The organism is Acinetobacter seifertii (assembly GCF_000368065.1).
In the GTDB taxonomy this organism is placed as follows: Bacteria; Pseudomonadota; Gammaproteobacteria; order Pseudomonadales; family Moraxellaceae; genus Acinetobacter; species Acinetobacter seifertii.
The window spans coordinates 1-21,758 of the sequence record NZ_KB851200.1; the positions used below are offsets into that span (position 1 = coordinate 1).

The window sequence follows — 21,758 nt, forward strand, 5'->3', positions numbered from 1 at the left end:
CAAGCGGTGGATGCGCAAGGTAACATCAGCAGCCCGACCGATGTGACGGTGACTGTGGATAATACACTACCGACACTTGCGATTAGCGCAAGTGACCTGAACTTAGCGGCAGGTGAAAGCACCACAGTGACCTTCACGTTCAGTGAAGCAGTAACTGGCTTTGATGCAACTGATGTAACCTTAGCGGGTGGTACTTTGGCTGGTTTAGCAAGTACCGATGGTGGTAAGACCTGGACAGCGACCTTTACTCAAGACGGTAGTGCAACTGCACCAAGCTTGAGTGTAGCAAACGGTACTTATACCGACCTTGCAGGTAACCCGGGTTCAGGTGCAAGTCTTGCAGGCTTAACAGCTGACATTACTCCACCGACCCTTGCGATCAGTGCGACTGACTTGAACCTTGCAGCGGGCGAAAGCACCACAGTGACCTTTACCTTCAGTGAAGCGGTGACTGGCTTTGATGCAACTGATGTGGCAGTGGCGGGCGGTACACTGACTGGCTTGACGACCACTGATGGTGTGACTTGGACAGCGACCTTTACTCAAGACGGTACAGCAACACCACCGAGCTTGAGTGTAGCAAACGGTACTTATACTGACCTTGCAGGTAATCCGGGTTCAGGTGCGAGTCTTGCAGGCTTAACAGCCGACATTACGCCACCGACGCTTGCGATTAGTGCAAGTGACCTGAACCTTGCAGCGGGCGAAAGCACCACAGTGACCTTCACCTTCAGTGAAGCGGTGACTGGCTTTGATGCAACTGATGTGGCAGTGGCAGGAGGTACACTGATTGGCTTGGCGACCACTGATGGTGTGACTTGGACAGCGACCTTTACTCAAGACGGTACAGCAACACCACCGAGCTTGAGTGTAGCAAACGGTACTTATACCGACCTCGCAGGTAACCCTGGTTCAGGTGCGAGTCTTGCTGGCTTAACAGCTGATATTACGCCACCGACGCTTGCGATTAGTGCAAGTGACCTGAACCTTGCAGCGGGCGAAAGCACCACAGTGACCTTCACTTTCAGTGAACCGGTGACTGGCTTTGATGCAACTGATGTAACCTTGGCGGGTGGTACTTTGGCTGGTTTAGCAAGTACCGATGGTGGTAAGACCTGGACAGCGACCTTTACCCAAGACGGCACAGCAACACCACCGAGCTTGAGTGTAGCGAACGGTACTTATACCGACCTTGCAGGTAACCCGGGTTCAGGTGCTAATCTTGCTGGCCTTGTTCTGGTACCAACAATTACTGCACATGACAATGTGGATAGTGTAGCTATAGACATTGTTCCATTAACGACAACGGGTATTAATGCTGGTTCTGCAACTTATCTAGCATTGATCGGTCTAACTGAGAATCTCAACGTATCGCTTTTAGGTACTCCGAGCGTGAGCTTCAATATTGCCGCTGGACATACTTCAGATGCAACGATTAGTTATGGAGCTTTACTCAGTTTATCTTTGCTTAACGACTATAAAATAGTCTTGCAAAAACAAGCACCGGATGGTTCATGGCAGAATGTTGCAGGTGACGCGAGTACTGGATTAATTAACGTCGGAATACTCGGCGGTAATGGATACGGTGCGACTATCACAGACTTAGCAAGTGGTTCTTATAGAGCATTTATGGTCTATACCGGTGTAGGTGTAGGATTGTTAGGTACAATGAGTGTGGTTCGCGATGATTATAACCACACAGTAGTACCTACATATACTGCAGCAACAGTAAGCGGTAATGTGCTTACAGATGATGATTCTGCTATATATGGTCCTTCGTATACTCCAGATACAATCACTGGAACGACTGTAGTATCTACAGTAGTTGGTGAACAAGTAGGTGCGGTAACCACAACTATTGGTTCTTCAACACCAGTAACTGGCGCTTACGGAACACTTACGATTTCTGCGAATGGTTCGTATAGCTACACACCGACTGCTAACCCTGCCAACATTGGTAAAGTAGATAGCTTTACTTACACAATTAAAGACCCAGCAACGGGTGCTACAAGTACAGCTGTATTACACATACAGATTGGATCACCTGATGTAAGTATTACTTGGAATACTGCGAGTCCTGGAACAGATGGCATAACGCAAGTTATTGCAAATGCAGATCAGGCTATTGCAACGGTTGACTTTAGTAACTCAACAGATACACCAGTAGATGTTCCAAGTCCGAATATATCAATCAGCTTACTTGGTTCGACTTCTGTTGTGTCTAATAGCTTCACTGTTGCGGCGGGAGACTTAGTCGATGTGCAGGTTGCTGCGACTTATGCTAACCAACCATTGCTAAGTGCATTACCAACGGTAAGTTATGTTGTTCAGCAGTTGGTTGGAGCAACATGGGTTAACACAACCTATACTGGTTCGGCGACAGCACTTGCGAGTGTAGGTGGTATTAGCCTCGGAACGGTGGCATTCCAAGATGCTGTTGAGCATTTAAGTGCTGGTACATACCGTGTTCAATATACGTTGACGGCAATATCACTTGGTACAACCACTTTGGATACTCAAGTAACGACCACAACAACGCATTTGAACAGTTACTCATCTGACTGGGTTCACGGTAACATTCTTACCGGAGACACAATTGGTGGGGTTGCGGACAGTGGTACCTTTACTGCTGATGGTGTCAAACTTTATGTTCAAAATAGTGTTGGCACTTATGTTGAAGCTACTGGGCAAACGGTTACCACGACAAATGGCACACTTGTGATCAATTCGAATGGTGATTATGAATACCGTGCTAATACCTCATCATTAACATTGGCTAATCCAACCGATACGATTAACTATAAGTTAGTAGCAGCAAATGGTGCTGAGTCTTTCTCAACATTGACGGTTAATCTGACTACTTCTGATTACAATACCCATGTACTCAGTACATCAGCGAATGATACGTTTAATACTGATAATGGCACCATTGGCTTTGGTTCAGATACATTGATTTATCATGTATTAGATGGAAGTACTGCTACTGCTAACAATGGTGCAAGCACGGGTGGTAATGGTGTAGATACTTGGACTAATTTCCATGTGGGTAATGTTGCTACAGATTCTCAGGCTGATTTGATTGATATCAGAGGCTTATTAGATGGAGCACAAACGTCTGCTAATATTGGTGAATATTTGAATGTTACTGTAAGTAATGGTAATACCACTATTCAAATTGACCGTGATGGGTTAACTGGATTGATTTTACCTACAAATAACTTTACTAATCTATTAGTTTTACAAGGTGTTACGACCAGTGAAACTGAGTTACTTAATAATGGTCAAATTATCTACTAATAGATAATTAACCAAGTAAAAAAGAGAACCTTAGGGTTCTCTTTTTTATGTTTAAACAATACGTTAACTTAGCTTTTACAGAGTTCATGCTATGATGTATTGAAAATTTTATAGAACAACAAATAACGAATAGGGACTTAATTCGAGTGTCGGTATTTTTAGACTTTAAAAGACAACTTAAGCTTTGGTTGGAACATATTGTTCAGCATGTTCCAGATCTTACAGAAGAAACAATTTTGTTTATATCATTTGGTCCTAAAGATCAAAGATGTAATGTCTGGCATACCGACAAAACAGCTTTTTCACAAGCTACTATACAATTACTCGATTTTATTGATAGACAGTTTTCTCCAAATCAACTTCCAGACTATATAAAAATTGATGTTGCGTACAACCTAGAAAAACAAAGTTGGAGTCAAATAGAACAACTTGTTCATCATCAATTTCATAATAATCATTACCGCAGAGGAATCGCATTTGATGAAGCATGGTCAGTGGTTTTTCTGGAGCAAGAGATCTATGGAAAAGCAATTATTCGAGGTTTGAGTTATGACAAACCTAATTTTTTTGATGAAAACAATCTGAACTATGCAATTAAGCAAAAATATAACGCTACTAAACCACAAATTAGACTACAAGAGCTGCAAGATGTTTGGACTTTCGATACCTATGCAACTTTTTATGAAAATGGACAATTCATTAATTTAGCAAGCCGTTATGATGCAAATGGTATTAGAGGTATTGTAAAGAACTAGAAGCAGCATTTTAGAGAGCTTATTGAGAAAAATGCAACTTTTTTGCACAGTCAGATTCAAGAAAATGGCAAATTCATTTATGGCTATTTTCCTGCTTTTGATCGTGATATCCGCAGTTATAATACAGTACGTCATTGCACATCACTTTATGCACTATTAGAAACTTTCGAAGTACAAGATAAACCTGAATATTTGCCTAAAATAATGAGTGCCATGCAATATGCACTCTCTAACTTTTATAAAGAAAAAGACCCTACAACTGCTTTTATGATTGATGGAAAAGAAGGGGAGTTTGAAATTAAACTAGGTGCAAACGCAGCAGCTATTTTAATGTTAACGAAATTTCAGGAAATTACCCAAAAGTCTGAATATTTAAAATATGCAGAAAAACTTGCAAATGGTATTTTAAAATTAGTTGATTCAGATGGATTAACTACCCATGTGTTAAATTATCCAGACTATGATTTAAAAGAAAAGTTTAGAATTATTTATTACGATGGCGAAGCAGCATTAGCTTTATTAAGGTTATATCAAATAAATCAGGATAAAAGATTATTAGAAACAGTTAAATTAATGTTTGATAATTTTATTCATAAAAGATATGAAAAATATCATGATCATTGGTTAAGTTATTGTACCAATGAGCTTACAAAAATATGTCCTGAAGAAAAATATTTTATTTTTGGTTTAAATAATTATTTAAAACATTTTATTTTTATAAGAAATAGAAAGACAACTTATGCCACTTTATTAGAAATGCTCATGGCTGCTTATAAAATGGTAAATCGATTAAAAGAGCAAGGCCATCAAGAGCTTCTTGAACAAGCTTATATGTCAGAGCTAAAAAAACTCATTAAATTTCGGGCTGAATTCCAAACTACGGGTTTTTTCTATCCAGAAATGGCGATGTATATGGATCGTCCAGATAAAATATTACATGCTTTTTATGTGCGACATGATCGCTTTAGAGTAAGAATAGATGACCAAGAACATAACTTATCAGGCTATATAGCCTACGTAAAAGATTTCGAAGGAGAGGAGATATGACTTACTCTCTTTTTGAAATTAAGTTATTGGCGCCTCTAGATCATACTAACTTCGATAATGCGATTTGGAAATTTGAAGTTGATGGAGATGTTTCAACTTTATTGCTTATTGATTATGCATTGGAGCAATTTCAACAAAAAAACATCGAAGCAAATAAGACCTATGTTGTATCTGAGCAAAAGCCTAAGCAACTTGGTGAACAAAATTTAGGTTTAGAAAAAAATGAATCTTATACATTTGTCGAGCTCTTACAATTCTTAATTTTTACTCATGCAAATGATGTTAAAGATGCCTTAAGCAATATACTGTTTGATTCCGTTGAGCAAGCTCAATTGATCCTGTCTAAAAGGGCGGAAAACTACAAGTTAACTTTAAAATCACCTAATCAATTAAAAAATCTATTTTTGTTGGCAAAAAATATTTATAGCTATCCAGCCGAGCTAAACAACCTTTTATTTCTCAAAACACTTTCTTTTAAAAATAAAGTATATCAACCGATTACACCTTTAATTGCTCATCCAGTGCTAACCTCGGCTTTATATATCTCCCATCAATTTAGAAAAATTTATGTCACTTATCTTGAGGATAACCAGAGCATTGGCTTTTTCTCTTTTTTAGATGACATTCACCGTCTCGAGCATTTGGTTCCTTATTATCACTGTTTCCAAGAAGAGCGCGTAAAGGCGAAGAATTGTACTTCACAGACTGGGATTATTAATATTCTTGGAGATACATATTTCGGTGAGACCTATACTGAAAAGCGTAAGTCGAGAAGGCAAATAGATGCTCTACAACAATATGGATATCACTTTTCATTTGAAAAAATACAGCCATTTTTAGGTAAAAATGACATAAACATAGCTAACTTTGAAGCAGTCTTTTCTCTAGAAAACCAATCACTATTAAAAGATAAAAAGCCATTCATTCTAAAAGCCAATGCTAAAAAGACATTAGAAGAATTTAAAAGCATTCATCTAAATTATTTGGTGTTAGCAAATAATCATCTTAAAGATTATGGTGATGAAGGGCTGGCCTATACATTACAACAATTGGACGAGGCTAATGTTTCCTATATTGGTGCTGGGCACAACCAAAAAGATGCTCACAATTACTTTGAAATAGTTTTTGAAAATAAGCACTATGCAATTTTTAATGGTTACTGGCATAGAGACACTGCTTATTTGGATTATGACTTTTATGCGCTAGGGTCAAGAAGTGGAGTCGCTTGTTTAAACGGTGTCTTACTTGAGCAAATAGTTTTTTATAAACAGGCTCATCCTAAACATAAAATTATTGTTATTTGTCATTGGGGAGTCGACTTTAAACCTCCTACAAAAGAGCAAATTAAACTTGCTGGTATTCTTACACAGGCTGGGGCTGACCTAATTATTGGTCATGGTGCTCATACTATTCAGCCAATTCAGCTTATCAACCAAAAGCCAGTGGTGTTGGGTATCGGCAATGCTGTATTTAATAGTGATGGAGAATATGAGCAGCATCATTCTTTGCCATTTGGCTGTATTGCCAGAATAGATCTAGCAAAGGACTTGCTTCGACTTTATCCAATTTATACGGATAACTTAAAAACTTTTTGGCAGCCATATCCAGTAGATATTAATGATTTCTCAAAGGCCAGTACTTATATGACATCTTTACTGCCCCATGAGGATTACACGAGTACCCATGATAACTTAGGACGGTACGTTGAGATCAAATTTTAAGGGTATTGCTGATAACTCGATAAAATCGTTTGTAGCTGTGATGGGGTGAAACCCAAATTTCTTAAGCCACCACTGCCTAATTTACATTCAGCACTGGCCATAATATTGGTTGGTGTGGTTTTGGTAGCATTAGGGGCACAAACATGTTTCAAGCCGAAAGCGTGGCCCATTTCATGAATACTACCTGCTTGTATATTATAATTTAATCTATTCCAGTCTAATAAAATGAAAGGCTTTCCATTATTACGGAATGTTCGGCTCGTAATATCATTAAACTCTAACTTTTTTGAATAAGCATCGTATATAAAAACAATGACTTCTTTACTTGTCGTACGTTTAGGAAAGCATGCATTGACGCTTGCAGGCATAGATCCTATAGAAATAGGGCGAGGTTGATTTATTTCATTACTAAGTTGGCAGTGCAATTTTGAGAAATCTTGATAAGAGATATAACGATTTAACTTAAAATTAAATATTTTGTTTCCTTGGTCATCTAAATAATATTTATTCAAAATACCAACTTCTTTTCGCATTTGTGCAAGGTTGTCGAAACGTGCAGCAGACGGATTGTTGGTTGTAAAAACGAAAGTGACTGGAACTACAGGCCTATTATTAGCAGGTTCTTCTATCAATGGCTCTGGCTTTAGTTGAGGAGGAGTAGTTGTACAAGAGGCACAAAGAAGTGTTCCTGTAATCATCAATAAGGTTTTTTTCATATTCATCGCATTATCTCTGCATATTATTCTAAAGTGATTTAAAGTAAATTTTTATATGATATGAATGATGTCAATTTTTATGGATTCCATTTTGACAACTCAGTATGAACTACATCGACAAATTTTAGAAGTCATCGCTTTAATTCCATATGGAAAAGTAGCAACTTACGGACAAATAGCACGTATGGCAGGTTTACCTAAACATGCCAGATTAGTGGGTTATGTTCTTAAACATCTTGAAGCAGACCATCAGGTGCCTTGGTACCGCGTTATTAATTCACAAGGTAAAATTAGCCTAAGCAGATTTAATGAAAAAGGTGAGAATGTTCAGCAGTTAAAGCTTGAAGATGAAGGAGTCTATTTGTTGAATGGCAAAGTGAACTTAAAGCAGTTCGCATGGCAACCTTAAAATTATTAAAGAGAACAAATACAAATGCAGCATTATAAATGGCAGAGTCTAGCCATATTACTATTAGGTTTAACAGTGCAATCGAGTTTTGCAGAGCAGGCTATTTCAGCCCAACCTTTTATAAATGTGAATGCTTCATCACAAGAAATACATTCGATTTGTCAGCAGTTGAGTCAGAAATGTAGCGATGAAGTTAAGCTGTGGAAACCCAAAAATACACAAGATCAGACTTATTATTTAATAGATGAGACTCCGCAAATTGCTCAAGTTAAAAAGCAGAATAACCAATACACAGTAATAAATGAGTGGAACTTTAAAAATTATGAGCATAGTAATAAAGAGCCACATTCTGATGATTTAGGTCCTAATGGACTCAAAATCTTTCCAGCACTATACCCTCAATAAAAATGAATATGCCATAGCAGTACTAAATACTTGGTTTACTGGTTACTCTGGAGGAGGGCGTTTTGAAGAAAATGCTGATTTTATTGAGCTTAAGTCTAAAGGGCGGTATCAAGTTGCATTAAAAGATATTAATTTTTCTTCAAGTGAAATGATTCGTGCATGCTTTTCAGAACAAGATTATAAGAAATCTCCCCATTGTCATGACGAGGCATGGATGACTCTAAACATAAGGTTTAAAGATACTGGTCAACCATACTATTTATGGCAATTAAATTATAAAAATTATTCTTGGGATGCTTTTAAAAGTAAAAAAACAATAACAGTTGAACAATCGAGTGAAGATGTTATTCCATTTAAAAAATAGATACCTACCTGACTAAATTGAGCCAGATAGGTGTTTTTTTAGCGAACAATCAAAACAGGGATATGGCTTTCACCTAAAACTTTTTGTGCAACACTTCCTAATACAAGTTTTCGGACACCTGTACGGCCATGCGAACCCATAACGATGAGATCTGCATTGATGTCTTGTGCAGCTTGAATAATTTCTTCATGAACCACAAAGCCTTCAAGTAATTTGGTTTCTACGGTAAGCCCTTCTTGTACAAATTGTTGTTTGGCTTGTTCTAAAATATCGAGTAAATAAGTTCTAGTGCGTTCAATCAATTCATTTGTTTGACCAGTCTTTACATAAAGATCCGCAATAATTGGATCAAGTGCCATCACTTGTACGATAGTAATTTTACTATTTAATGCTTTTCCGAGCTTGATGGCTTCTTTCATAGCGACCGTAGAAGTTTCAGAACCATCAATTGGTACAAGAATATGCTGATATGACATGAGATTGTTCCTTATTGTAATGATGCTTATTTATTCAATACTTTATACTTCTTTTCTTACGATTTAAATTCTAGCTCGTAATGATTTGTGTTATTGAAACAAGAAAATCTTGGCACTATTTTTTATTTATCTCTTAAATTTTCAATATGTGTTGTTAAAGCATTGATATCATCAGTTTGCAAATATTCACGCATTTTTAAAACTTGTTTTTCATCTAAATCATAAAGTTTTAAAGTGAGTAGTTTCTCTATTTGCTCTGTCGGAAAACGGTATTTAATAACTTTTGCCGGAACTCCACCAACAATTGCATAGGGTGGGACGTCTTTTGTTACAACGGCTCCAGTTGCAATAACTGCACCTTCACCAATTTTTACGCCTTGCATAATCATTGCACGGCTTCCAACCCAACAGCCATCTGCAATGATGGTGTCACCAGCAGCTAAAAAACTACGAGTATCGAAGGGGAAAGTTGCAATCCAATCTGGTCTATGAAGCTGATTGCCACCCATCATAATCACGCATTCAGCCCCAAAACATACAAAATTACCAATATAAAGCTGATCAATAGGTTTTTCTGGAGTAGAGGGTTTGTCATGTAAATAGCGCACTACACAACGCTCAAAACCTTGATCCCAATAGGCTGAGTAGTAAGAGTAATTACCCTTGATATGGATATTCGGATTTTTGACAGTTTTGGAAATAAACTCAAATTCACACCAATGACGGACTGGCGAGTTAATCAGAGGTGTATCCATAATTTACTATCCAAACAAATGAGTTAAAGCAATTAAAAACCCCTCATAAAGAGGGGCTTAAGAGTAGTATCTTAAAGATATTCTACACTTACAACTTCGTATTCAACTTCACCTTGAGGAGTGATAATTTTTGCTTCATCACCTTCATTTTTGCCTAAAAGGCCACGAGCAATTGGTGAGTTCACTGAGATTTTATTAATTTTAAAATCAGCCTCATCATCGCCAACAATTTTATAAGTCTTGCGTTCTTCAGTATCAAGGTTTTCAATCGTTACCGTAACACCGAATACAACACGACCGTTTTGTTCTAAGTCTTTAACATCGATGACTTGTGCAGCACCCAATTTTCCTTCGATATCTTGGATACGGCCTTCGCAGAAACCTTGTTGCTCACGAGCAGCATGATATTCTGCATTTTCTTTTAAGTCCCCATGTTCACGTGCCTCAGCAATCGCTTGAGTAATACGCGGACGTTCAACAGATTTCAGATGTTGTAATTCTTTCTCTAAGGCACTTTTACCTTCAGGGGTCATTGGATAACGTTGCATTTCGGTCCCTCTTAAGTTGAGAAAACACAGTTAAAAAAATGAAAAAATCCCGCCACCGATAAGGTGGCGGGACTTATCGGAAAAAAATTAACCTACAGTTAAATCTTGCAAGCGGTATACATCCATTGGCAATTTCACAGCAAAGGCTTGGCAAACTGCTTCTGCGCCATTGATAGTCGTTGTGTAATACACTTTGCCTTGTAGGGCAGCACGACGAATCATTGCAGAGTCATATTGAGCTTGTTTGCCTTCAGTAGTGTTGACAATAAGGTGTATTTCGCCATTTTTCAAGCGGTCAACAATATGTGGACGACCTTCAGTTACTTTATTTACAGGTTCACATTCCAAACCTGCTTCTTTAAGCACTTTATAAGTTCCACCTGTTGCTACCAGTTTGAAGCCGTATGCTACAAACTTTTTAGCGATATCAGCGATATATTTCTTATCAGATTCACGGACAGATAAGAAAGCAATCTTTTCTTCGCCTTCAGTTGGCAAGCCCGGTAAGCGGTCATTAGAACCTAAAACAGCTTTATAGAATGCTTCACCGAATGTCTTACCAACACCCATTACTTCACCTGTAGATTTCATCTCAGGTCCAAGCATAGGATCTACACCTTGGAATTTAGCAAATGGGAAAACTGCTTCTTTCACAGAAAAGTGTGTTGGAATGATTTCTTTAGTAAAGCCTTGAGATTCAAGTGATTGACCCGCCATACAACGAGCAGCTACTTTTGCTAAAGATTCACCAATACATTTCGATACGAACGGAACAGTACGTGAAGCACGTGGGTTAACTTCAAGAACATAAACGTCATCGCCTTTAACTGCGAATTGAACGTTCATCAAGCCAACAACACCAAGTTCTTTTGCCATAGCCACTGTTTGACGACGCATTTCGTCCTGAATCTCTTGAGATAGAGAGTAAGGAGGAATAGAACACGCAGAGTCACCTGAGTGAATACCTGCTTGTTCGATGTGCTGCATGATACCGCCAATCACAACATCTTTACCGTCAGATACGCAGTCAACGTCAACTTCAGTTGCATCGTCAAGGAAACGGTCAAGAAGAACAGGGGCTTCGTTAGAAGCTTGTACTGCTTCGCGAAGATAACGTTTAAGTTCATCTTCGTTATACACGATTTCCATTGCGCGACCACCCAATACATAAGATGGGCGAACAACTAACGGATAACCAACTTTCGCAGCTTCAGAGATACCTTCTTCAGCAGATTTTACAATGCTGTTGTTTGGTTGACGAAGCTGTAAACGTTGAATCATTTGTTGGAAACGTTCACGGTCTTCTGCACGGTCAATTGCATCTGGAGAAGTACCGATAATAGGAGTACCAGCTTCTTCTAAAGCACGTGCTAACTTAAGTGGAGTCTGACCACCGTATTGTACGATTACGCCTTTTGGCTTCTCAGTACGAACGATTTCAAGAACATCTTCAAGTGTTACAGGTTCGAAGTACAAACGATCTGATGTGTCATAGTCGGTAGAAACAGTCTCAGGGTTACAGTTCACCATGATTGTTTCATAACCGTCTTCACGCATAGCTAGAGCAGCGTGTACACAGCAGTAGTCAAATTCGATACCTTGACCAATACGGTTTGGACCACCACCAATTACCATGATCTTGTCACGATTTGATGGATTTGCTTCACATTCTTCATCGTAAGTTGAATACATATATGCTGTGCCAGATTCAAACTCGGCAGCACATGTATCAACACGTTTGTAAACTGGATAAACACCCAAGTTCCAACGTTGTTTACGGAATTGCTTTTGTGAAATGCCCATAAGGTGAGCAATACGAAGGTCAGATAAACCTTTACGCTTGAACGAACGGATGTTGTCCGCGTTTAAGTCACCAAAACCTAAAGTTTTTACTTGAGCTTCTGTGTTGACGATATCTTGAATTTGGATCAAGAACCAACGGTCAATTTTAGTTGCTTCAAATACGTCATCTAAAGAGAAGCCATGACGGAATGCATCTGCTACGTACCAAATACGCTCAGGACCCGGAACTTTAAGCTCTTTTAAAATCGTTTCTTTTACGTTTGTTGCACCAGCTTCGATTTTTTCATCAAAACCGCTTACACCAACTTCAAGACCACGTAATGCTTTTTGTACAGATTCTTGGAAGTTACGACCAATTGCCATGACTTCACCAACAGACTTCATCTGAGTGGTAAGAACTGGTTCTGCTTGTGGGAACTTCTCAAAGTTAAAACGAGGAATCTTCGTTACAACATAGTCAATTGCTGGTTCAAAGCTCGCAGGAGTTACACCACCAGTGATGTCATTTTTCAATTCATCAAGAGTGTAACCAACAGCTAGTTTCGCAGCGATTTTTGCAATTGGGAAACCAGTTGCTTTAGAAGCAAGAGCAGACGAACGAGATACACGAGGGTTCATCTCGATCACAACCATACGGCCGTCTTTCGGGTTAATACCGAACTGAACGTTAGAACCACCGGTCTCAACACCAATTTCACGAAGAACTGCAACTGAAGCATTACGCATCAATTGATATTCTTTGTCAGTTAATGTTTGAGCTGGTGCTACAGTGATTGAGTCACCAGTGTGAACACCCATTGGGTCAAAGTTTTCGATCGCACATACGATAATACAGTTGTCGTTTTTGTCACGAACAACTTCCATTTCGTATTCTTTCCAGCCGATTAATGATTCATCAATCAATAATTGGTGAGTAGGAGAGAGGTCGAAACCACGTTCACAGATTTCAAGGAATTCTTCACGGTTATATGCAATACCACCGCCTGAACCACCCATTGTGAATGAAGGACGGATAATTACTGGGAAACCAAAGCGAGATTGGATTTCCAATGCTTCTTCCATGGTTTCAGCAATAGCAGCTTTTGGACATTCCAAACCGATTTTGCGCATAGCGATGTCGAAGAGTTTACGGTCTTCGGCTTTTTCAATCGCTTCTTTAGTTGCACCAATAAGTTCTACATTGTACTTCGCTAATACGCCATTTTCATCAAGTGCAAGTGCGCAGTTCAATGCAGTTTGTCCACCCATCGTAGGTAGGACTGCATCTGGACGCTCTTTTTCAATGATTTGAGCAACAGTTTGCCAAGTAATTGGCTCAATATATGTTGCATCCGCCATTGATGGGTCAGTCATAATGGTCGCTGGGTTAGAGTTAACCAAAATAACACGGTAGCCTTCTTCACGAAGCGCTTTACATGCTTGAGCACCAGAGTAGTCAAACTCACAAGCCTGACCAATAACAATTGGACCAGCACCAATAATTAAGATGCTTTTAATATCCGTACGTTTAGGCATTATTCGCTCCGTAATTACTGTTTAGATGCTTCGATAAGTTCGATGAAATGATCGAACAATGGTGCACAATCATGTGGACCTGGGCTTGCTTCAGGGTGACCTTGGAAGCTGAAAGCTGGTTTGTCAGTACGGTGGATACCTTGTAAGGTGCCATCGAACAATGATTTATGCGTTGCTTTTAAGTTAGCCGGTAATGTTTCTGCATCTACAGCAAAACCATGGTTTTGAGATGTAATCATCACTGTACCATCTTCAAGATTTTGTACAGGGTGGTTTGCACCGTGGTGACCATGATTCATTTTTACAGTTTTTGCACCAGAAGCGAGTGCCAAGATTTGGTGTCCTAAACAGATACCAAATACAGGTAATGTTGTGGTTTCAACAATAGTGTTTACAGCTTCGATTGCATAGTCACAAGCAGCTGGGTCACCAGGACCGTTTGAAAGGAGTACGCCATCTGGATTAAGTGCTAATACTTTTTCAGCCGGAGTTTCAGCAGGGACAACAGTAAGTTTGCAACCGCGGTCTGCAAGCATACGCAAGATGTTGGTTTTGACACCATAATCGTATGCAACCACATGATATTTTAACTCAGGTTGTGTAAAGCCCTTACCTAATACCCATGAACCTTCAGACCATTCAAAACCTGTTGGATCACAGCACTCTTTAGCAAGGTCTAAACCATTTAGACCACCAAAAGCGCGAGCTTTAGCAATTGCTTCTTCTTCAGTAATATTTTCGCCAGCAAGGATGCAACCATTTTGTGCACCTTTGTCACGTAAAATACGAGTAAGTTTACGTGTATCAATATCAGCAATTGCAACAACATTGTGCGCTTGTAAATATTCACCTAACGACTGCTCAGAACGGAAATTACTGTGTAGTAGTGGAAGGTCACGAATAATTAAACCATTCGCCCATACTTTATGGATACGACCAGATTCAACGTCTTCTTCGTTGCAACCAGTGTTACCAATATGAGGGTAAGTTAATGTCACAATTTGTTGTGCATAACTTGGGTCAGTCAAAATTTCTTGATAGCCTGTCATGGCTGTGTTAAAAACGACTTCACCAGTCGTACTTCCCGTTGCGCCGATTGACGTTCCTTTAAAGATCGTTCCATCTGCGAGGGCTAAAATGGCGGGGATGCTCAAACCAAAGCTCCTGAATTTCGGCTGTAAAAAAGCGAGTAGACCTAAAAAAGATAGGCGATGTTCTAAAAAAACATGCCCCTCCTCATCGGTCTGCCCGCTTGTAACTTAACAGCGCATTATACGCATGGAACCCTAAAAAGTCTATTTGTTTTCTATTAAAAAATATAATTCCTTGCTTGCTTTTTGCAAAAATATTCATCCGCTTGTCTGAAATTGATACTTTTGGCAAATTGTCTAACAATCTGGCGGTTAAATTATGCTAATTCCACTTATTGTAATCTCAGAAAAAAATAAACAATATGAGGAAATAGTATGAGCAATCAAGTTTCAAAAGATATAGCTGAAAACGCTTCTACAGTTGCAGATGTTGTTAAAGCTGAAGTAACCGAAGTGAAAGAAGCTGTTACTAAAACAACGACCCGCGCTAAAAAAGCAGTGAGTGCTAAAGCGACGCAGGTAAAAGAAGTTGTAGCTGAAAAAACAGAACAGGTGAAAGAAGTCGCTCAAGAAGCAACTTCGCAAGTTAAAGAAGCTATAAATGAAACTCAAGAACAAGTAAAAGTTGTATTGAGTGAAACTGAAGAAAAAATTGAGACTGAGACTCAAGAGTTGAACCAAAACATTCAAAATCAGTTTGCTCAGATTAAACAAGATATTTTACAACGTCTTGATGTGATTAAAGCTCAGTTCAATACGTCTCAAGAAGGATTAAATGAACTAAAAAATACATTAAAAGCTGAAATTAATGCATTAATTGAAGATTTAACAAAAGTCACCAAAGAACTTAAAGGTGACATTAGCCAAATCTCTTTGAAGCATAAAGATTCTTTAAGTGAGAGTTTGAAACGCACTAAAAATAATGCGGTTGAAGCTTGGAACAAAGCAAGAGATAACTAAGTTTAGCTTCATAAAATTAATAAAAAAGCGAGAATCAATTTCTCGCTTTTTTATTTTTAAAACTGATGTAGCCAATCACGTTTATTGTGAAAATCAGCATTTTGTCCACTATGCTGCATTGCATAGTACTGTATACCATCTTTAGTCTTTAAAACAGCGGTTAAACCTAAATAAAGGTTTGCCCATTTTAAATGATGCTGCTGCATAAACTGACCTAAATCAAGACTTACATTTAAGCCGTAGTGAGTACGCTTGAGATGATTAAGCTCGATATCGTAAGCAACGAGGGGAGGCATGCTTTCCGGATAGCGATATTCTTCAAACTGGTAAGTTTGCCATGCTTGAGAAGGAGAAAGATTAATTTCCCGATAGAAATCTTCACCATGCACGCCAATAAAAATCTCAAAACAAGTCTCTTCCCACAAAAAATCTTGGCGGGGATGAGCTGCAACTTCTTGAGGCCAGATAATAAGTTGGTTTGGATCACGAATCCAAAAACCCACATTTAATGTATGTGGGGTTTGCTGTTCAATTGCGCCAACAACAGAAACAGCATGAAAACGATCAAAAGCTGAAAGTTCGTAACTTGCCATAAAGTAGTCAATAAATTAGTTTGCTAAGTGAGCGTGACGAACAAGATTAGATAAGTGTTGGTTCTGTTTAGCTGCTTTTTTGTAAAGTAAAACAATTTTACCAATTTTTTGCACAGCTTCAGCACCAGTTGCTTCAACAATTGCATCGATTACAGCAGCACGAGCTTCACGATCTTCGCCAGCAACTTTTACTTTGATGAGTTCATGATCATTCAAAGCACGAAGAGTTTCTTCGATTACAGCATCTGTTAAGCCTTGTCCACCAATCATGACAACCGGATTAAGCACATGACCAATTTGACGTAAACGTTTACGTTCATGAATAGATAAAGCGGCCATTAAAAATACCTGATTTTAAAAACGACTTAGTATAGCAAAAAACTTAAAATCAAATGTACGAAAAACTGTATAAATAATCGATCAACATTATTGGAAAAAAACTGTAAAAGTTATTGAGATTACGTTACATCCGTACTGTAATGAGAGTAATTTTCACGTACAATGAGCAATCAGAAGTTTTTTTGATATTTAGTGAGTTATGGCAACACGCATTACAAACCAAAAATTGTCTAAAAGTAGTCGTGCGTGGATGAGGGAACATCTAGACGATCCTTTTGTAAAAAAAGCACAAAAGGAAGGATATCGTGCACGAGCAGCATATAAACTTCTTGAAATTCAAGAAAAATATAAGTTGATCAAGCCAGGCATGACAGTGGTTGATTTGGGAGCGGCTCCTGGGAGTTGGTCGCAAATTGCTGGGAAACTTGTTGGTAGCAAGGGGTTGGTTATTGCTTCCGATATTTTACCTATGGATGCTTTGCCGGATGTCACTTTCTTACAAGGCGACTTCAGAGAAGAAGCAGTATTTGAAAAATTGTTAAATATTTTAAATGGAAGACAAGTAGACATTGTAATTTCTGATATGGCCCCCAATACATCAGGTAATAGGGCTGTTGATCAACCTCGACAGATTTACTTATGTGAACTTGCTTTAGACTTTGCTCAAAAAGTCTTGGGTCCAAATGGACAATTTGTTGTTAAAGTGTTCCAAGGCGCAGGATTTGATGAGTTTCGTAAACAAGTCGTTGATAGTTTTGATGTGTTAAAAACAGCAAAACCAGCAGCTTCTCGGGCACGATCTAAAGAAGTTTTTTTGGTTGGACAAGGGCGTAAGAAAGCATTGCAATAAAGTTTACTTGCCAAGCTCCTAAAAATTGTGCATTTTGTATCTTTTAGGTTATCCGCAAGCAAGACAATTGCTGTTTTTAAGAAGATCGGCCAAGATTAGGCATGATCAAATTAGATCGATATGGGAATAAAGCTTTGAGCGATTACTTCAAGAATGCCGTATTGTGGCTAATAATACTGGGTGTTCTGATTTTAATTTTCAGTAATATCAGTGACCGCAATAAGCCTTCTGCAATGAAATATTCAGATTTTGTTGCAGCGGTGAATGCTGGCCAAATTAAGCAAGTCACGATTGACGGTTTAAATATTAGTGGTGAAAAAACTAACGGATCTCAGTTTGAAACTGTTCGTCCGCAAGTTGAAGACACTGAACTTATGCCAAGCTTAAACAAGCAAAATGTTGTTGTAGAGGGCACAGCACCACAACGTCAAGGCATTTTGATGCAACTTCTCATTGCTAGTTTCCCTGTACTGTTAATCATTCTGTTATTCATGTTCTTTATGCGTAACATGGGTGGTGGTGCAGGCGGTAAAAATGGTCCGATGAGTTTTGGTAAGTCAAAAGCAAAAATGCTTTCTGAAGACCAAATCAAAGTGACTTTTGCTGACGTTGCTGGTTGTGATGAAGCGAAGCAAGAAGTTGTAGAAATTGTAGATTTCTTAAAAGATCCTGCAAAGTTCAAACGCTTGGGCGCTACAATTCCACGTGGCGTACTTATGGTTGGTCCTCCAGGTACTGGTAAAACGTTATTAGCTAAAGCTATTGCTGGTGAAGCAAAAGTTCCATTCTTCAGCATTTCTGGTTCTGACTTTGTTGAGATGTTTGTGGGTGTGGGTGCATCCCGTGTCCGTGATATGTTTGAACAAGCAAAACGTCATGCACCATGTATCATCTTTATTGATGAGATTGATGCAGTAGGTCGTCACCGTGGTTCAGGTACTGGCGGTGGACATGATGAACGCGAACAAACCTTAAACCAAATGCTCGTAGAGATGGATGGTTTTGAAGGTAATGAAGGCGTAATCGTTATTGCTGCAACTAACCGTGTTGATGTGTTGGATAAAGCATTGTTACGTCCAGGCCGTTTCGACCGTCAAGTTATGGTCGGTCTACCGGACATCCGTGGTCGTGAGCAAATCCTGAATGTACATTTGAAAAAGTTACCTTCAGTGACTGGTGTAGATGTTAAAGTCTTATCACGTGGTACACCTGGTTTCTCTGGTGCTCAGTTGGCAAACCTTGTAAACGAAGCTGCCTTGTTTGCTGCTCGCCGTAATAAGAACACTGTCGATATGCATGACTTTGAAGATGCAAAAGATAAGATCTATATGGGGCCAGAACGTAAATCAATGGTTCTGCGTGAAGAAGAACGCCGCGCAACAGCTTATCATGAAGCTGGACATGCAATTGTTGCTGAGATTTTACCGGGTACTGACCCTGTGCATAAAGTAACAATTATGCCGCGTGGTTGGGCTTTAGGTGTAACTTGGCAGTTACCTGAACAAGATCAGATTAGCCACTATAAAGACAAAATGTTAAATGAAATTGCAATTTTGTTTGGTGGTCGTATTGCTGAAGAAGTCTTTATTCAGCAGCAATCGACTGGTGCTTCAAATGACTTTGAGCGTGCTACGAAAATGGCTCGTGCGATGGTTACGAAGTACGGTATGTCTGACAAAATGGGTGTTATGGTTTACGAAGATGAAAATCAAAATGGATTCTTCGGTAACGTAGGTAGCCGCACAATTTCTGAAGCAACTCAACAACAGGTTGATCAGGAAGTACGCCGTATTTTAGATGAACAATATAAAGTTGCTCGTGATATCTTGGAAAATAATAAAGATATCGCACATGCTATGGTTAAAGCGTTGATGGAATGGGAAACTATTGATCGTGAGCAAATCCGTGACATCATGGAAGGTCGCGAGCCTCAACCACCTAAAGTTTATATTGCTGAAAATCCGGTATCGGCATTTGAACCACCGAAAGATGGTCCATCTACTCCACCGCCATTACCAGCGATGAATTAAGTTAATTAATAAAAAAGCCACATTCATGTGGCTTTTTTTATTTGTCTTAAATTCGGCTAAAGCTGAAAAGAAATCAACAGCATGTAAAGTATAGAGTTGCTAAAATATCACCTGATTTTGAACCGGAGCTTTTTATGCAGTTAATATCTTTACCCAAGCAGATTTTACAGTGTGGACAGCTTCAACTAGATTTATCTCAGCCACATGTTATGGGTATTTTAAATGTTACCCCGGATTCTTTTAGCGATGGTGGTAAACATAATCAATTAGACCAAGCGGTTGAGCATGCGCTTAGTATGATTGAACAAGGCGCGACTATTATTGATATTGGTGGTGAATCTACTCGACCTGGTGCTTCAGAAGTGGCGATTGAAGAAGAAATACGCCGTGTGGTACCTGTAGTTGAAGCTTTATCTCATCATAATATTATTTTATCAATCGATACGAGCCAGCCAGAGGTGATTCGCGCAGCAAAAGCAGCAGGGGCGCATATTTGGAATGATGTACGCGCTCTAACACGCCCTAATGCATTGGAGACCGCAGCAGAGTTAGATATACCTGTAGTGATTATGCATATGCGTGGTGAGCCAACCACAATGAATCAGTTAGATCAATATAGTGATGTAACACTTGATGTGATGCAAGAGCTGCAACAACGCATTGATGAGGCTTTGGTTGCTGGAATTCAGCAGCATAATATTATTATTGATCCTGGGTTTGGTTTTGCAAAAAATGCACAGCAGAATTTAAAATTATTAAAAGAATTTTGGAAACTTAATGAATTGGGCTTTCCAATTTTATCTGGTCTTTCTCGTAAACGCTTTATCGGGGAGGCTTTGAAAGGTGCAGCTGCTGATCAGCGTGCTGTAGGAAGTGTTACTGGGCATTTGTTAAGTATTCAGCAAGGAGCGTCGATTGTAAGAGCACATGATGTGAAAGCGATGCATGAGGCTGTTTTAGTTTGGCAAGCCATGCAGCATGCATAAAGTGTATTCTTATTGAATTTGATGCCTGTGTGTCACATAAAGGTGGATGAGGAGTTGGGTAAAAATCTCGTGATTTTTGCGAAAATATGTTATAAGCGGCAAGTTTTTGCTGTTGTGTAATCTTTTGTATGTTCGAAGACCTACTTCTCCCAATGTTTGATGATGAATATTATCCAGATATTTTGGTCGCTGAACTTAAGCAGCTTATTGAACAATTTGCTAAAAAAGTTCAGAAGCCTGCTTTAGCTGATCAAGATGTTTATCGATATGCTCATCAGACTGTAAATGAAATTAATGAAATGAAACCACAGTTTGAAGATCTGGATTCATCGCTTGATGATAGTGCTGCCGATTACATTGCTGAGGCAATGATGATGGTAGTTCAAGATGCAGGATTTTTAGATCTTGAAATGGAAGAGCTGGTTATGAATCGAGAGTGGTAATTACTCTCGATTCTCAAAATTTTCAATCGCATCTAATAAATGACAAGATGCTTTTAAATGTACCTGATCTATTTTTTTAATTTCTAAAATTAAATGTCCATTTTGCTGTTCATTCACATCTGCTAATACGCTTATTCAATAGGTTGTCTCTTTATGTTGTAATGCTTTTAATTGAGTAATTACATCTTGAGATGTTTTGATTAGGTAGTCATCCTGAGTTAGAGAGCAGCGTATAAAGTGCCAATCATTATTTTTAAATAAGATTGTGCCGTTAAATATATCTTCAGCATCTGCAATCGATATAAAAAGTAGGGTGGAAATAAATATGATTGTTTTTATCATAATTTTTATTTTCATCAGACATAAAAAAAACCAGCTTACGCTGGATTCTTTCTAACACCAAATTCAATAGTTGAAAATGGTGCCCGGGGCCGGACTCGAACCGGCACGCTTTGTGGGCGGGGGATTTTAAATCCCCTGTGTCTACCTATTTCACCACCCGGGCATGTGCGCAATAATAGAGGACAAGTGCGCGATTGGCAAGAGAAAAACAGAGAGTTTGCTTTATTTTCAATCAGTTCTTGTCGGTATTTATATAAATTAACCAGTTTGTGTCATGATTTGTTCATCAAACTGAGATCAGACGTTCATCTTA

General features: G+C 38.8%; 15 protein-coding genes, 1 tRNA gene and 3 pseudogenes. 10 read left to right on the forward strand and 9 right to left on the reverse strand.

Annotation, left to right across the window (positions count from 1 at the left end):
• Positions 1 to 93: 93 nt before the first annotated feature.
• From F985_RS07350 to F985_RS07355, 3 genes and pseudogenes are all read left to right on the forward strand, one after another.
• Positions 94 to 3,297, forward strand: a pseudogene (locus F985_RS07350) (BapA/Bap/LapF family large adhesin); the annotation flags it as partial.
• A gap of 146 nt (positions 3,298 to 3,443) precedes the next feature.
• Positions 3,444 to 5,099: pseudogene (locus tag F985_RS0104180) on the forward strand (poly alpha-glucosyltransferase).
• On the forward strand, positions 5,096 to 6,820 hold the full coding sequence (locus F985_RS07355) for a CapA family protein (protein WP_004699606.1): 1,725 nt from the start codon (positions 5,096 to 5,098) through the stop codon (positions 6,818 to 6,820). Before F985_RS0104180 ends, F985_RS07355 begins: the two are co-directional and overlap by 4 nt.
• On the opposite strand, the gene F985_RS07360 is transcribed toward F985_RS07355, so the two are convergent.
• Positions 6,817 to 7,536 (reverse strand): zinc metalloprotease, encoded by a 720-nt coding sequence (locus F985_RS07360; RefSeq protein WP_025469075.1) that lies wholly within the window; start codon positions 7,534 to 7,536, stop codon positions 6,817 to 6,819. The two genes, F985_RS07355 and F985_RS07360, sit on opposite strands and share 4 nt — an antisense overlap.
• Positions 7,537 to 7,615: 79 nt before the next feature.
• On the opposite strand from F985_RS07360, the gene F985_RS07365 reads away from it, so the two are divergent.
• Positions 7,616 to 7,945, forward strand: a complete 330-nt coding sequence (locus F985_RS07365) for an MGMT family protein (protein WP_029767333.1) — start codon at positions 7,616 to 7,618, stop codon at positions 7,943 to 7,945.
• 24 nt (positions 7,946 to 7,969) lie between these two features.
• Positions 7,970 to 8,714 (forward strand): annotated as a pseudogene (locus F985_RS0104185) (hypothetical protein).
• A gap of 38 nt (positions 8,715 to 8,752) precedes the next feature.
• On the opposite strand, the gene F985_RS07370 reads toward F985_RS0104185, so the two are convergent.
• From F985_RS07370 to carA, 5 genes are all read right to left on the reverse strand, one after another.
• Complete coding sequence (locus tag F985_RS07370) at positions 8,753 to 9,190, reverse strand: universal stress protein (RefSeq protein ID WP_004699616.1); 438 nt, start codon at positions 9,188 to 9,190, stop codon at positions 8,753 to 8,755.
• Positions 9,191 to 9,312: 122 nt separating this feature from the next.
• Entirely contained in the window at positions 9,313 to 9,945 is a 633-nt protein-coding gene (locus F985_RS07375; protein ID WP_004699619.1) for a CatB-related O-acetyltransferase, read from the reverse strand.
• 71 nt (positions 9,946 to 10,016) lie between these two features.
• The gene (gene greA / locus F985_RS07380; RefSeq protein ID WP_004699621.1) at positions 10,017 to 10,493 is read right to left on the reverse strand and encodes a transcription elongation factor GreA; all 477 of its coding nucleotides are present in this window, start codon (positions 10,491 to 10,493) and stop codon (positions 10,017 to 10,019) included.
• Between the two features lie 87 nt (positions 10,494 to 10,580).
• Positions 10,581 to 13,811 carry a carbamoyl-phosphate synthase large subunit gene (gene carB / locus F985_RS07385; protein WP_004699623.1) on the reverse strand — a complete coding sequence of 1,077 codons (3,231 nt, stop codon included), beginning with the start codon at positions 13,809 to 13,811 and terminating at the stop codon, positions 10,581 to 10,583.
• 14 nt (positions 13,812 to 13,825) lie between these two features.
• Positions 13,826 to 14,965 (reverse strand): glutamine-hydrolyzing carbamoyl-phosphate synthase small subunit, encoded by a 1,140-nt coding sequence (gene carA / locus F985_RS07390; protein ID WP_004699625.1) that lies wholly within the window; start codon positions 14,963 to 14,965, stop codon positions 13,826 to 13,828.
• 312 nt (positions 14,966 to 15,277) lie between these two features.
• Between carA and F985_RS07395 the strand changes: the two genes are divergently transcribed.
• Entirely contained in the window at positions 15,278 to 15,862 is a 585-nt protein-coding gene (locus F985_RS07395; protein WP_004699627.1) for a hypothetical protein, read from the forward strand.
• A gap of 56 nt (positions 15,863 to 15,918) precedes the next feature.
• On the opposite strand, the gene F985_RS07400 is transcribed toward F985_RS07395, so the two are convergent.
• Together F985_RS07400 and yhbY are read right to left on the reverse strand one after the other, a co-directional pair.
• A complete protein-coding gene (locus F985_RS07400; RefSeq protein ID WP_004699629.1) occupies positions 15,919 to 16,455 on the reverse strand; it encodes a DOMON-like domain-containing protein in 537 nt (178 codons plus the stop codon).
• Between the two features lie 15 nt (positions 16,456 to 16,470).
• On the reverse strand, positions 16,471 to 16,794 hold the full coding sequence (gene yhbY, locus F985_RS07405) for a ribosome assembly RNA-binding protein YhbY (protein WP_004699631.1): 324 nt from the start codon (positions 16,792 to 16,794) through the stop codon (positions 16,471 to 16,473).
• A gap of 199 nt (positions 16,795 to 16,993) precedes the next feature.
• Here yhbY and rlmE point away from each other — a divergent pair, with 199 nt between their 5' ends.
• The 4 genes from rlmE (at position 16,994) to F985_RS07425 (ending at position 21,103) form a co-directional block, all read left to right on the forward strand.
• Positions 16,994 to 17,644: a 23S rRNA (uridine(2552)-2'-O)-methyltransferase RlmE gene (gene rlmE / locus F985_RS07410; protein WP_000235573.1), complete on the forward strand. Its 651-nt coding sequence runs from the start codon at positions 16,994 to 16,996 to the stop codon at positions 17,642 to 17,644.
• A gap of 134 nt (positions 17,645 to 17,778) precedes the next feature.
• Positions 17,779 to 19,674, forward strand: coding sequence for an ATP-dependent zinc metalloprotease FtsH (gene ftsH / locus F985_RS07415; protein WP_025469076.1), 1,896 nt, complete (start codon positions 17,779 to 17,781; stop codon positions 19,672 to 19,674).
• Between the two features lie 134 nt (positions 19,675 to 19,808).
• Positions 19,809 to 20,660: a dihydropteroate synthase gene (folP, locus tag F985_RS07420; protein WP_004699635.1), complete on the forward strand. Its 852-nt coding sequence runs from the start codon at positions 19,809 to 19,811 to the stop codon at positions 20,658 to 20,660.
• 128 nt (positions 20,661 to 20,788) lie between these two features.
• Positions 20,789 to 21,103, forward strand: coding sequence for a DUF5713 family protein (locus F985_RS07425; RefSeq protein WP_004699637.1), 315 nt, complete (start codon positions 20,789 to 20,791; stop codon positions 21,101 to 21,103).
• A 419-nt stretch (positions 21,104 to 21,522) separates the two neighbouring features.
• Here F985_RS07425 and F985_RS07430 read toward each other — a convergent pair.
• Positions 21,523 to 21,608, reverse strand: a tRNA-Leu gene (locus F985_RS07430).
• Between the last annotated feature and the right edge of the window lie 150 nt (positions 21,609 to 21,758).

What these genes read in the sequence shown, in the direction of transcription:
- F985_RS07355 (WP_004699606.1), top strand. Translation starts at nt 5,096, where the DNA reads ATGACTTACTCTCTTTTTGAAATTAAGTTATTGGCGCCTCTAGATCAT.
- F985_RS07360 (WP_025469075.1), bottom strand. Translation starts at nt 7,536, where the DNA reads ATGAAAAAAACCTTATTGATGATTACAGGAACACTTCTTTGTGCCTCT.
- F985_RS07365 (WP_029767333.1), top strand. Translation starts at nt 7,616, where the DNA reads ATGGATTCCATTTTGACAACTCAGTATGAACTACATCGACAAATTTTA.
- F985_RS07370 (WP_004699616.1), bottom strand. Translation starts at nt 9,190, where the DNA reads ATGTCATATCAGCATATTCTTGTACCAATTGATGGTTCTGAAACTTCT.
- F985_RS07375 (WP_004699619.1), bottom strand. Translation starts at nt 9,945, where the DNA reads ATGGATACACCTCTGATTAACTCGCCAGTCCGTCATTGGTGTGAATTT.
- greA (WP_004699621.1), bottom strand. Translation starts at nt 10,493, where the DNA reads ATGCAACGTTATCCAATGACCCCTGAAGGTAAAAGTGCCTTAGAGAAA.
- carB (WP_004699623.1), bottom strand. Translation starts at nt 13,811, where the DNA reads ATGCCTAAACGTACGGATATTAAAAGCATCTTAATTATTGGTGCTGGT.
- F985_RS07395 (WP_004699627.1), top strand. Translation starts at nt 15,278, where the DNA reads ATGAGCAATCAAGTTTCAAAAGATATAGCTGAAAACGCTTCTACAGTT.
- F985_RS07400 (WP_004699629.1), bottom strand. Translation starts at nt 16,455, where the DNA reads ATGGCAAGTTACGAACTTTCAGCTTTTGATCGTTTTCATGCTGTTTCT.
- yhbY (WP_004699631.1), bottom strand. Translation starts at nt 16,794, where the DNA reads ATGGCCGCTTTATCTATTCATGAACGTAAACGTTTACGTCAAATTGGT.
- rlmE (WP_000235573.1), top strand. Translation starts at nt 16,994, where the DNA reads ATGGCAACACGCATTACAAACCAAAAATTGTCTAAAAGTAGTCGTGCG.
- folP (WP_004699635.1), top strand. Translation starts at nt 19,809, where the DNA reads ATGCAGTTAATATCTTTACCCAAGCAGATTTTACAGTGTGGACAGCTT.
- F985_RS07425 (WP_004699637.1), top strand. Translation starts at nt 20,789, where the DNA reads ATGTTCGAAGACCTACTTCTCCCAATGTTTGATGATGAATATTATCCA.